Source organism: Blautia coccoides (assembly GCF_034355335.1).
Taxonomy (GTDB): Bacteria; Bacillota; Clostridia; order Lachnospirales; family Lachnospiraceae; genus Blautia; species Blautia producta.
In genome coordinates, this window is sequence record NZ_CP136422.1 from 347,839 (window position 1) to 359,542 (window position 11,704).

Annotated in this window: 13 protein-coding genes; 12 read left to right on the plus strand and 1 reads right to left on the minus strand. The window is 44.8% G+C overall.

Annotated features, from left to right (window positions below):
- Window positions 1-68: 68 nt before the first annotated feature.
- Entirely contained in the window at window positions 69-1,853 is a 1,785-nt protein-coding gene (locus BLCOC_RS01545; protein ID WP_115624149.1) for a bifunctional diguanylate cyclase/phosphodiesterase, read from the minus strand.
- Between the two features lie 374 nt (window positions 1,854-2,227).
- Here BLCOC_RS01545 and BLCOC_RS01550 point away from each other — a divergent pair, with 374 nt between their 5' ends.
- From BLCOC_RS01550 to BLCOC_RS01605, 12 genes are all read left to right on the plus strand, one after another.
- Window positions 2,228-2,419, plus strand: coding sequence for a hypothetical protein (locus BLCOC_RS01550; RefSeq protein ID WP_115624150.1), 192 nt, complete (start codon window positions 2,228-2,230; stop codon window positions 2,417-2,419).
- Between the two features lie 58 nt (window positions 2,420-2,477).
- Window positions 2,478-3,302, plus strand: a complete 825-nt coding sequence (locus BLCOC_RS01555) for a BsaA family SipW-dependent biofilm matrix protein (RefSeq protein WP_115624151.1) — start codon at window positions 2,478-2,480, stop codon at window positions 3,300-3,302.
- 111 nt (window positions 3,303-3,413) lie between these two features.
- Window positions 3,414-4,226: a BsaA family SipW-dependent biofilm matrix protein gene (locus BLCOC_RS01560; RefSeq protein ID WP_165907190.1), complete on the plus strand. Its 813-nt coding sequence runs from the start codon at window positions 3,414-3,416 to the stop codon at window positions 4,224-4,226.
- Window positions 4,227-4,271: 45 nt separating this feature from the next.
- Window positions 4,272-4,793, plus strand: coding sequence for a signal peptidase I (locus BLCOC_RS01565; protein WP_115624153.1), 522 nt, complete (start codon window positions 4,272-4,274; stop codon window positions 4,791-4,793).
- On the plus strand, window positions 4,774-5,613 hold the full coding sequence (locus BLCOC_RS01570) for a BsaA family SipW-dependent biofilm matrix protein (RefSeq protein ID WP_115624154.1): 840 nt from the start codon (window positions 4,774-4,776) through the stop codon (window positions 5,611-5,613). Before BLCOC_RS01565 ends, BLCOC_RS01570 begins: the two co-directional genes overlap by 20 nt.
- A 12-nt stretch (window positions 5,614-5,625) precedes the next feature.
- Window positions 5,626-6,282: a SipW-dependent-type signal peptide-containing protein gene (locus BLCOC_RS01575; RefSeq protein WP_115624155.1), complete on the plus strand. Its 657-nt coding sequence runs from the start codon at window positions 5,626-5,628 to the stop codon at window positions 6,280-6,282.
- Window positions 6,283-6,301: 19 nt separating this feature from the next.
- Window positions 6,302-6,799, plus strand: a complete 498-nt coding sequence (locus tag BLCOC_RS01580) for a signal peptidase I (protein WP_165907189.1) — start codon at window positions 6,302-6,304, stop codon at window positions 6,797-6,799.
- On the plus strand, window positions 6,796-7,443 hold the full coding sequence (locus tag BLCOC_RS01585) for a hypothetical protein (protein ID WP_115624157.1): 648 nt from the start codon (window positions 6,796-6,798) through the stop codon (window positions 7,441-7,443). The genes BLCOC_RS01580 and BLCOC_RS01585 overlap by 4 nt, the downstream gene beginning before the upstream one ends.
- A 23-nt stretch (window positions 7,444-7,466) precedes the next feature.
- A complete protein-coding gene (locus BLCOC_RS01590; RefSeq protein ID WP_115624158.1) occupies window positions 7,467-8,216 on the plus strand; it encodes an LPXTG cell wall anchor domain-containing protein in 750 nt (249 codons plus the stop codon).
- Between the two features lie 28 nt (window positions 8,217-8,244).
- A complete protein-coding gene (locus tag BLCOC_RS01595; RefSeq protein ID WP_115624159.1) occupies window positions 8,245-9,231 on the plus strand; it encodes a MucBP domain-containing protein in 987 nt (328 codons plus the stop codon).
- A gap of 267 nt (window positions 9,232-9,498) precedes the next feature.
- Complete coding sequence (locus BLCOC_RS01600; RefSeq protein ID WP_115624160.1) at window positions 9,499-10,005, plus strand: helix-turn-helix domain-containing protein; 507 nt, start codon at window positions 9,499-9,501, stop codon at window positions 10,003-10,005.
- 252 nt (window positions 10,006-10,257) lie between these two features.
- Window positions 10,258-11,703 carry a Na+/H+ antiporter NhaC family protein gene (locus tag BLCOC_RS01605; RefSeq protein WP_115625520.1) on the plus strand — a complete coding sequence of 482 codons (1,446 nt, stop codon included), beginning with the start codon at window positions 10,258-10,260 and terminating at the stop codon, window positions 11,701-11,703.
- Window position 11,704: the final 1 nt, after the last annotated feature.

Below are 11,704 nucleotides of genomic sequence, written 5' to 3' on the forward strand. Positions count from 1 at the left end.
CACCATAGATGGGAAATCATGGTGCGGCTGTTTTTTATGAAGCCGGACGGCTGAACCGTTACACGAATTTATTGTTTCAGGAACCGGGATTCAAAACTTTGCAGCGGAAGCGGACGGCTTAAAAGGAAACCCTGGACATTATTGCATTCCAGCCGGTTGATCACATCCATCTGTTCTTCTGTCTCTACACCCTCCACTGTAATGGAAATATTCAGCTCTCTGCAGATACTTGTGATGGAGGCGAGAAAACGCCGTGCTTTATCACTTTTATAAAGACTGTCGGTGATGTTTTTGTCTATTTTAAGCGTGTTGAAATCTACATCGATCAGGAGGTTCAGATTAGCATGACGGATACCGAAATCGTCAATAGCTATATTAAGTCCGTGTTCTTTCAGCTCTCTGAGCGTATTGTAAAAGCTTTCTTCTTTGGTATCCTCCAGAGTCTCTGTGATTTCAATCTCAATAAGATTCAGCGGTATTTTATATTTATCCAGAAAATACGATACTCTCTCCACAATATTAGGCCTGCGCAGAGTGTCCTTGGAAAAGTTTACGGAAATGGGCACAGGCTCAATTCCCTCTTCCTGCCATTTGGAGATATGCCGGCATACAGATTCCAGCACAAAAAGATCCAGTTGTGCTATGAGGTGATACTCTTCCAAGATCTGTACGAATTGTGAAGGCGTTTCCACCACCTTTTTATTTTTGTAATAACGTACCAGTGCCTCCGCGCCTGTCAGTTCCCGGGTTTTTGTGCGGAATTTCGGCTGGTAAAATACCTGGAAATTATTTATGCGGATCAGTTCTTCCAGTTTAACCGGATCTTTCAGATTTAGTATATCATCCGTCAGACAGCGGTAACGTTCCGATACAGGTTTATTTCTGTAGAAGGCTTTTTTATCCTGATACATACGCTGATCCGCGATTCCCAGTATTCTGTCAAAATGAAGGTCCTGGTCAGTCCAGTGTGCGCCAACAGATACTGTAAAATCTTTTATCCTGGAAAAATCGTTGGTCAGGTTGATCAGACTTTCATCAAATTTAATACGGGGGATATTCTGGCAGACCACCACATATTCATCACCGCCCATTCGGTAACAGGAATTTGCAGGAAAGGATTTAAGTACAGTCTGTGCCATTTTGATCAAGAATTCATCCCCTTTTCTGTGCCCGTACTTGTCGTTTACTTCTTTCAATCCATTCATATCCAGGTAGATAACACCAACAGGTGCTGCAAAACCATTGTTGGAATCCATAATGAATGCATTCCTGTTTTTTAAATCTGTCAGTCCGTCGTAGCGGCTTAAAAAATCCAGCTGGTTAAGTGTGGTCTTTTTCCATAAAAAAGAACAGACCAGATAACTGAGCAGTGTGGCAAAAATTTCAGCTTTTGAAATCAGGCCTTCCGGAAGGTTTTCAAAAACCAGCAGGCCTGTAAACTGGGAATCTATCTGCAGAGGTACAAAAACCAGAGATGTGATGCCTGAAGATTCCAGCATACTGCGGCAGTTTATAAAAGGTTCTTTTAATTGGTCTTTTTTATTCAGGGAAATAGAGCACGCTTCAGTGAATGCCATCCCATTTTTTTCATGCAGATGGAACAGAAGAGTATAGAAGGCATAATCAATATTTTTTTTGCTGTCTCTGCCCCACTGACTGATGCATTGAGTTTCTCCGCAGCAAATCCTGAATATGCTGGCCTGCTCAGAGCTTAATGCGCCTCCTGCAGTTTCCAGTATCCTGGTAAGGATCTGGTCATCATCCTGGTTTGGCTGACACAAAAGTTCTGCGCATTTGATAGCAGCCGTATATAGGGTGTTATGGAGACTGTTATCGGAAAAATTTTGGTTCATGAAATGCCCCCTTTTCTTTTGCGGTAAATTAATATTTTAGAACGTGTTTGGAAATTTGTTTTGTCTGTTTTATATAACCAGTATTCTAAACATTCTCTCTAAATTCTAATACATGGACCATTAACGCTGAACATTACAAAAAGCAATCTTATAGTAATGCCGCATGGTTACCGGTAAGGGACGTCTGTTAGAAAACAGGTAAAAAATGTAATGGGAGGTGTTAATGGGGATAAGGATAGAATGGATTTAAAGATACAGGGAAATACAAAAAGAAACAGATATAAAATGGACAAAGCTGTAATGAGTTCTGTTAATGGAGTTGAAAGTAGAATGAAAACATAGGATGGTTCACTTAGGAAAGGAGAGATGCTTTCATGTGTCAGAAAGAAGAGGAAACTTTCCTGGTCAATGTAATGTACAGAAGAAATGGGACATGGCAGGGACAGGTTACCTGGGCACAAAGAAATGAGAAAAGGTATTTCAGAAGCCTGCTGGAGCTGATCAAGCTCATAGACGGCACCATGGAAGACCAGGACATGGGAAAAGCCCTGATAACAGAAAACTAAAGTTGTTATCTCGGTTCAAATAACAAATAAAAACAATAAAAATCAGGAGGATAAGGGTATGAAAAACAAGAAAGCATTGGCAGGCGCAGGTCTTGCGGCAGTATTAGTATTGGGAGGAACATTTGCTTATTTTAACCAGACAATGGTTGCGGAGAACAAGTTCGACACGGCAAAATACGGTTCCACTCTCGTGGAGGATTTCAAACCAAGTGACGGAGAGGACTGGAAACCGGGCGCTGAAGTTAATAAGGATGTGACCGTGGTAAATACAGGGGACCAGCCAATCGTTGCAAGGGTGAAACTGGATGAAACATGGTATCGAGGCGAGACGCCTGTTCTTATTAAAGAGAATAAAGCAGAAGATGGTGCGGTTTACGGAGAAGTTTCACAGCCGGATTCCGGTGAAGAGGGAAATACAGTAGCCGGAGCACTGGATGGTATTATTGAAAATGATGGTACAGTCGTAGTGAAAAAACTTGGAGAGAACTGGGTAGCCGGAGAGGACGGATGGTATTACTATAATGTGCAGATCACACCGGATGATCCTGAATCCGAGAAGTTCCTTGACAGTGTTCAGCTTTCCCCGGAAACGGATATGGGCGCCTTTACAAACAAAAAATATTACACAACAGCAGAAGAAAAACCGAATGTAAATGACCTGTCACAGTGGACGGCATATGAAGGTGACCTGCCGGATGATGCAACATTCAATATTTCCATTACAGAGATGAATCCTGAGGCCATGGGTTATAGCGATGCAGATTACACACTGAAGGTTACCATGCAGACTGTACAGGCAACAGATAAAGCTGTGAATGCGGTATTTGCAGGTATGCCGGAAGAGATTAAAGCTGCATGGAACCTGGAAAATGAGAACCTTTAAAAAATAATTGCAGCTGTTCGGTATACGCATAGTTACGGCCGGTGCAGTAAATGCGCAGACCAGATGGATAATTATAAATTATAAATGATCATACATATGGAGGATAATAAGATGATGAATAAAAAATATAAAAAAGCAGTTGCCGGGTTAGGGGCTTTAGTATTAGTTGGCGGTACATTGGCTTATTTCAGTCAGAGCACAACAGTGGAGAATGATTTCCAGACCGGTTCTTATGAAGGAACCACAGTGGAGAAGTTCAACCCCACAGACGGTGATGACTGGCAGCCGGGTGCAGAAGTAGATAAGGAAGTAGGTGCCAGAAACACCGGGGATTCGGCTCTATGGGTAAGAATTAAATTTGATGAGGTATGGGAAAATGCGGACAAAGAATTGGCTTCTTCATTAGCGGACAAAGGTTTTTTCCCTGCTGTAGACAAGGCAAATCAGGTGGATCCGGAAGATGGTGAGACTGAGGAGGATCAAGGTTCTGTTGTTTATAAGAATATAAATGTGCTTACTCTGGAAGAGGCGGAAGCAGGGAATAAAGACGGCTGGGTTGACGGCGGAGACGGATATTTTTATTGGAACCGGACACTGGCTCCCAAGGGAGGGGCAACAGAAAAGCTGCTGAATTCTGTTACACTCTGTAAGGATACTGACATGGGACTTTATACTTCTGAGACTTATTATAAAGTGACAGATACTGACAGTGAACCGGATTTTGACGAATCATGGACAACAACTGTACCTACAGAAGACGAGATGAAAGGCAAATATGTATACAGCCATACCGTGACTGCCCTGGATGAAAATTTGAAGGGGTATGCAAAAGACAATTACACACTTAACATAACTACGGAATTCGTACAGGCAGTAAAAGAAGCAGCAAATGGCTGGGCAGTTATACCATCAGAAAACAACTAGATATAATTTTCTCAGAACCGAAGTTCTTCAATCATGGAGCGGCATATGAAACTACTGAAAAAACTATTCAACATTTTATCCGCATTGGTTTACATCATAATAGTGATGTACCTGCTGACAGCAGCTCCCATGCTTTTGGGATACAGGCCGGTTATGGTACTTAGCGGAAGCATGGAGCCTGCCTATCATGTGGGCAGTATCCTATATTACAAGGGTACTGAATTCGAGGATATCAAAGAAGGAGACGTGATCACCTTTCAAGCAGGGGAAGATACTCTGGTTACCCACCGGGTTACAGCAAAGGATGAGGCGGATAAGACCTTTATCACAAAGGGAGATGCCAACGATACGGAGGATGGCAGCCCTGTGAAATACAGCCAGGTTGCCGGGGTGGCGTCTCCGCGCTCCATTCCCTTCGCGGGATATTTTATAGACTGGGGAAAGAAACCCGTTGTCATTGCCGGTATGGCGGGGGTCATTATTATCAGTGTTATTCTGGACAGTCTCTTTCCGGAAAAGAAACGGAAAAAAGAAAGGACTGAAAATCATGAAGAGGAACAGGATTAAACTGCTTGTTTCCCTGTCAGCTGTCTTATGTATATTCTTGATAGGGGGAACGATTGCATATTTCAGCGACCGGGAATCTGTCGGGAATGTATTTGCAATGGGTACCTATAACGGGGAACTGAATGAAGTATTTGCTCCGCCGGAAAACTGGCAGCCAGGTGTAAAGACAGAGAAAAAAGTGAAGATCAGTAATACAGGGACTGTAGATTTTGTGGCAGCGGCCAGGTTTGATGAGAACTGCATACGCAGAGATGATGTGATATCCAGACAGTACAACAGTGAAGACGGCACGTTCACAGACGTGACGGTTGCCAGAGCCGGTGAAGAGCTTCCGGTGGTTTTTACTGATGAAGAGGGTATTTTGCAGGAGGTAGGAGTCAAACAGTTTGGCAGCCAGGTTGTTTTCTATGAGGAAAACACAGATCCGGCTGATTATGCGGGAAAGTGGGTTGGTTTCAGAGATGTGACAGACCGAAAACACGTAGTCTGCTATTTTCTGTATGCGGGTATTATTTCCGCAAAAGAAGACTCGCCTTATATACTGGAGAGCGTCACCATGAATCCGCTGCTGGAAAGCACAGTATCCCGGTCACATCAAATTTTATATTATGACAAAGAAGCGCAGCAAAATGTACAATCCTTCTCTTATGATGTGTCTGAGTATGGATATGACAGCGCTCACTATAGTATTCATATCCAATCAAAAACAGTACAGGCAACGAGAGAGGCCATAGCCGGTGAGCTGGCCGAGGATAATGAGATGGTTCCGGCAAAATTTACCGATTTATTAAAGTATGTGCAGGGACTCTGCAGTAAATAGGAGTTGGCTCTTATGACGAAAAAGAATGCAATAAAAGGCGTTGGCATCACTGCCCTTGCAGGCCTGCTTGTGATCGGCGGTTCGCTGGCGTATTTCACAGATAAGAATAAGGCGGAGAATTTCATTTCCCTGGGTCATGTGGATATTACCCTTACGGAGGAAATGCAGAATCCTTTAAACCCGGAGGAAACTATATCTTACCGGGATCCGGTAAATGTACTGCCGGGTGACAGAATATCCAAAATACCCCTCATACATCTGGCAGAAGATTCCCTCCCTTCTTATATAAGAGCGACAATTGCCATAGTGAACCCCGGGAATGTGACTCCGCCGGTGACCATAGACAGTATTGATCTGGACAAAGATAACTGGGTATGCATCAAGGATGAAGCTGCCGATTATGTTTGGACGTGTTATTTTGTCGGCGGAGAGCGGGAAGGGATACTGAATCCAGGAGATACCGCAGAGCTTTTCACAGAGGTGAAAATTCCCGGCGAATGGGGAGTGGAAGCCAATGCGTCAGAAGTGGAAGTTACCGTATCTGCAGAGGCAGTCCAGGCTGACGGGTTCCGGCCTGTATATGAACGAAACGGAGATGCCATAACTTCCGTATCATGGGTTGATAAAGATGGAAAAGAAATACAGACAGAGAAATTCATACTGCGGTAAACAGTGCAGGTACGGGAGGATGAGGAAGCTGCTGAACCTGTCAGGTGTTCTTATCCTGTCTGCGCTGATCCTTATAACAGCTCCCTTTGCGGTTCCGAGATTTTTCGGATATCAGGTTTATGGGATCCTGACAGATAGTATGTACCCGGCTTACAGGCCGGGGGATTTGATATATGTGAAAGAAGTGTCCGCTGATGCCATCAGACCGGGAGATGTTATCGCCTATACTGCCGGGACAGCCACAGAGTTTGTGATCAGTCACCGGGTTCTGCGGACCGATAAAGAAAATCATTCGTTTATAACAAAAGGCGACTCAGGCAAGTCGGAAGACATGACCCCTGTTGTGTTTTCAAGGTTAAAGGGCAGAGTGGTCTGCAGGATTCCTTTACTTGGAAGGCTGTGTGGGCTTTTTGAAAACACAGCGGGAAAAATAAAACTTCTTTTGCTTTTTTCGGCGTCGTGTTTCTGCTGGGTGAGTGCGGAGAGGTTAAAGAAAAAAGAGGAGGGCGGGCAGTGAAAAAGAAATATATACTTATGGCATCAGCAGCAGTGCTGCTTGCCGCGGCGTTTGCCGGAGGCTCACTTGCCTATTTTCGGGCAGAGGGAAAACCGGTGGAACAGCGGATCAATACCAGAAATTTAAAAATACAGCTTACAGACGGTGAGAATACAGAACTGCCGGGAGGAAAGTTATATACTTACGGAATACCGGGAACAAAGTTTGAAAAAGAGGTCTGTGTGCGCAATACAGCGGACACAGCATTATATACAAGAATTACCATAAAGAAAAGCTGGGGAGAATATTCCGAGAAACAGGATTTTGAAAAGGATTTTGATAGTGACGCTTCCCTGATAGATATCAGGGTCTCGGATGACTGGCTGATGATAAAATCGGATGACCAGGGAGACAGAGAGGAGATCATTCTCTACTGCAGACAGCCGGTATTGCCGGGAGATACGACAAATCCATTTATGAACAGCATAGAGTTATCTGATAAAATAGGAAATGAATACGCCGGCAAAGACATAGAACTCCAGGTGACAGCAGACGGTGTGCAGTATCTGGGCAGTCGGGAAACAGATGAGGATGCCATGCTTTCAGAGTGGGGCGTATACCCGGTGATAGACGAAAAGGGATGGATCGCCCGGATTGAAGAGTAAGGCGGCCAGGAAAGGAGGTAGTTATGAAAAAGGGCATATTGGCATTAGGGCTGGTTATGTCAATTATATTCGGCGGGATCATAACTGCCAGGGCAGATTCATATGTGCCTCCAACAGCTACATTTGACGGAAGAACAGATATTTCCTACAATTATGACGCCGATGATTTCGGAAGCGGTTTTTATGACATGCTGCCCGGTGAAGAACGGGAGCAGACAATATGTCTTGAGAACATTACGGACAGGGATGTGGACTTTTTTATGTCAGCATCCGTCATCCAGTCGTTTGAGGATATCCGGGAAGCTTCCGGAGGCGCTTATCATATCAGGCTGGTTTCTGTACAGAATGGCCGGGAAAAAGTTATTTACGGAAATGAGGAAGGTACAGACGCCAATGTGGGTGGTGTTGACAAGGAGGGGTTGAAAGACTTAAACGGCAATGTAAACGAGTGGTTTCTGGCCGCAAGTCTTCCGGGAAAAGGGAAAGCTGATATCAGGCTTGAAGTTTCATTAGAAGGTGAATCCCATAATAATACTTATCAGGACGCAGCAGGCAGATTTCAGTTTATGTTCCGGGCAGGCTATGAGGAGGATCAGATTGTTCAGGTGCAGAAAAAGGGAACAGATAAAATTATTACACTGCTGAGAACTGTCAAGACAGGTGATGATTCGTCTGCGGAAATATTTCTTTCAGCTCTGATTCTTTCGGCAGGGGTTGCAGGTGTCATTTTTTTACGCAGAGGAAAGAGAAATCTGCCTGACGCAAAACGTTGATGGTCAATTGGGGAGCGGAGGAATCGGAATGAAATGGTTTAAAAGATACAGGGGAATTCTCTGTGTGGTCCTTTTAGTTTTCAGTACAGCCATAGCGGTGCAGGCTGAGGAACAGAATTTTTATACGGTGACTTACAGGCCGGGGAAAACAGCAAGGTTTACAGAGGATTTATTCCGAAATTACCAAGAAATTTACGGTACGGATGCGGTTGTAAGGAGCAGCCGTACGGGAAGTATAGAAATTACAGTGGAAGCAAATAGAGAGCTGCCAAAGCCGCCCAATGCCGGAGACATTATATTTGTGAAGGAGTATGAGGGGAAATACGTAATGAACACAGACTGGATGCCTGACGCAGAGCAGGTGATAGAGAGTATGGACTGCGTGGTTGACTACAGTACAGTGGTAGATTTGACGGAATACAGCATCCATTATGTGGATTCCCAGAGCGGAGATGACATTGCCTCCCCGGTAATTGCGCAGGGAAATAACGGTCAGCGCATCACTGCACGTGCTGTCGCGGTTGACGGATACCGGTGTGACAGTATGGAGCAGCAGTCCATGGTTTTGGAGAAGAAAACAGAAAACAGGATTGCGTTTATGTATACCAGTTTGAGAGAGCCTGTGACAGAGACTGTTACAGTGCCGGGGGATACTGTAACGGATTACCGGGACATTGTACAGCAGAATACAGCCGAAAATAATACAGCAGGAAATCAGTCAGGCACAGCAGGCGCGGCTGGGTCAGAAGCAGGGGAGGATGTACAGGAAAATGCCCGGGACAATGGGCAGACGGGTGCCCAGACAGCAGAAACGGAACAGGTGACGGAAAACAATGGAGAGACAGAGGAAAATACAGAAATCAAAGATGAAGAAACACCGTTGGCAAACCAGGAGGCGGATTTGGAGAAATCAGAAGGCAGCAGCAGAATTATAGTAGGGTTAGCTGCCGCAGCGTTCCTGATTTTTGCGGGAGGACTTGTGTTGTGGATACGCAAAGGTTCCGGCGGATCATAAATATATGATCTTAATTACGGTTTTACTGTATTTATATATGTTATAATAAAAAAATATGTGATTTGCCCCCTGGCGTCTGTATGATACCGGGGGTTTTTGCGTTCGGGTTTGTCATTGTCTCCAGATACCCACAAAAAAAGGAGAGGAGATACATGTTTATGGCCGGACACGGTATGTCCAGGGCTTAAATACGGTATTTCTCACTTCATGTCGTGTTAAATTACATCGTTTCTGAACTATACTATTGTTGAAAGGAGGAGCAATGAATTGGATCAGAAAAAGACAGGAAGTTTTTTTAAAGAACTTCGCAAAGAAAAAGGGCTGACCCAGGAGCAGTTGGCGGAGTATTTCCATGTTACCGGGAGGACTGTTTCACGATGGGAAACAGGCAGCAATATGCCGGATTTGGATATTCTCGTTGAGATGGCAGATTATTATGATGTGGATCTCAGGGAACTGCTGGATGGAGAAAGGAAGGATGAGAAGATGAATAAAGATTTAGAGGAAACCGTATTGAAGGTTGCGGATTACAGCAATGATGAGAAGATGAGGCTCATGAAAAAACTGCATATCTTTTCATGGATCGGTGTTGTGAGTTTTATCGTTTCTATTATATTGGAAGGAATGGGTTTGGCTGACAGGGGAATTACCGGCAATGCTGCGTCACTCTGTGCGGGTATATCCTTCGGAATGCTTATAATAGCAGTGATCTATACAAGCAGATATATATTCAGGTTCAGGGAATCCAAGAAAAGATTTTTTCAACATAGATAAACCCCAGTCCGCATAACCTCATAAGGAAGGTACAGGATGCGGCGGGAACCTCCGATATGGGAAGGGTTTCTTGTTAAATAAAAGACCGGCGGCATCAGGAAAAGAGAACCTGATGCCGCCGGTCTTTTGTGGGTTTTGTCAAAAAAACCGCGGCATTTTGAAAAAAATTGTGTAAGTGTTGGCGCGCGAACAGGTAAAGTTTTTTTTGCGTGTTATACTTTTAACTATCTAAAGGAAACGGGGGTGGACAGCATAGGAACAGAAAAACCCAAATTGGTTTTTTGGGGCAGTCAGGCATTTGCCATGATGCCGTTTGCGCTGTACATACTGATAGGCGGAATATTTTCGGTAGGGCTTCATTATTATTCAATGAAAGGGTTGATCTTCGCGGCGGTCATCTCACTTCTGGCAGGCTTCTTCCTGTGCAGGAACAAAGGGAAATACTGGGATTCTATTGTACATGGATTGGCACAGTACGGAAATTCAAGGCTTATCTTTATCTTCCTCATTATAGGCATTTTCTCTAAGCTCATGATGACAGGAAATATTGGAGGCGGATTTATCTGGCTGAGCCTTCAGCTTGGTATTACGAAAAGCGGGTTCGTGGTCTTCGCTTTCTTAGCCTCAGCAGTGATCTCTATGGGTGCAGGAGCCCCGATCGCGGCATTGTTTGCAGTGCTTCCTATTTTTTATCCCCCGGGAATTCTTATGGGGGCAAGCCCGGCCATGCTGACCGGAGCGCTGATCAGCGGAATCTTTTTCGGAGATGCACTTTCTCCCAGTTCACAGGTGATCAACACCACAGTGATGACACAACATGAACAGGGAACAGGAAGACCGGCCGGAATGCTTTCTGTTTTGAGACAGAGAACGCCTTATATTCTGGCTGCGGGAGCAGTCACGGTAGTGCTGTATCTCATATTCGGCGCCGGAGGAGGAGTCATGGGAGATATGACTCAGCTCTCCCAGTTCTCTGATGCAAGAGGCCTCTGGATGCTGGTACCTGTTGCTGTACTGCTGTGTATCTGCTTTAAGACGGGCAACTTGTTTGAAGGACTTTCCTTTGCAATTGTTACAGGCCTTGCAGTGGGGCTGATCGCAGGTCTGTTCACATTTTCGGATATTGTGAGTATAGACTATGAGACTGCCGGGCTGAACGGCATTATATTTGAAGGTATTTATGGCATTTTGGATGTGGCTGTGTCCACGATCCTGCTTTACGGACTGATCGCGGTGGCGGTGGATGGAGGAATGCTTGAAAAATGCTGCAGCCTTATCCTGTCCGGAAAGTTTACTAAGACAAAACGGGGAGCTGAGACAGTTCTCACTTTAGGGATCGTGATCATCAACATTCTTCTTGCGGGATGTGTACTGCCGTCAATTCTGATGTTTGGAGACATGGCAGACAGGATTGGCCAGGAGAGCGGTATTTCGCCGGAGCGCCGGAGTATCCTGCTGACAGCTAACGCGACAAACTTTAGTTCCATCATTCCCATTAACAGTGCTTTTGTAATGGGCAGTGTGACGATCATCAATGAAATGGTGCAGAAGCACAGCTATCTGCCTGCAGTGACACCGTTCCAGATTTTCTGCTCCTCTTTTTACTGTCTGATCCTCACCGGAATCTGTATATTCTGGGTGGCGACGGGAGTGGGAAGAGAGGCCTCGGATAAAACAGTGAAAGCAACAATTCAATAGA

Bases quoted from the DNA above. Each gene is read 5' to 3' on its own strand.
- BLCOC_RS01555 (WP_115624151.1), top strand. From the start codon at position 2,478: ATGAAAAACAAGAAAGCATTGGCAGGCGCAGGTCTTGCGGCAGTATTA.
- BLCOC_RS01560 (WP_165907190.1), top strand. From the start codon at position 3,414: ATGATGAATAAAAAATATAAAAAAGCAGTTGCCGGGTTAGGGGCTTTA.
- BLCOC_RS01565 (WP_115624153.1), top strand. From the start codon at position 4,272: ATGAAACTACTGAAAAAACTATTCAACATTTTATCCGCATTGGTTTAC.
- BLCOC_RS01590 (WP_115624158.1), top strand. From the start codon at position 7,467: ATGAAAAAGGGCATATTGGCATTAGGGCTGGTTATGTCAATTATATTC.
- BLCOC_RS01575 (WP_115624155.1), top strand. From the start codon at position 5,626: ATGACGAAAAAGAATGCAATAAAAGGCGTTGGCATCACTGCCCTTGCA.
- BLCOC_RS01570 (WP_115624154.1), top strand. From the start codon at position 4,774: ATGAAGAGGAACAGGATTAAACTGCTTGTTTCCCTGTCAGCTGTCTTA.
- BLCOC_RS01580 (WP_165907189.1), top strand. From the start codon at position 6,302: ATGAGGAAGCTGCTGAACCTGTCAGGTGTTCTTATCCTGTCTGCGCTG.
- BLCOC_RS01545 (WP_115624149.1), bottom strand. From the start codon at position 1,853: ATGAACCAAAATTTTTCCGATAACAGTCTCCATAACACCCTATATACG.
- BLCOC_RS01595 (WP_115624159.1), top strand. From the start codon at position 8,245: ATGAAATGGTTTAAAAGATACAGGGGAATTCTCTGTGTGGTCCTTTTA.
- BLCOC_RS01550 (WP_115624150.1), top strand. From the start codon at position 2,228: ATGTGTCAGAAAGAAGAGGAAACTTTCCTGGTCAATGTAATGTACAGA.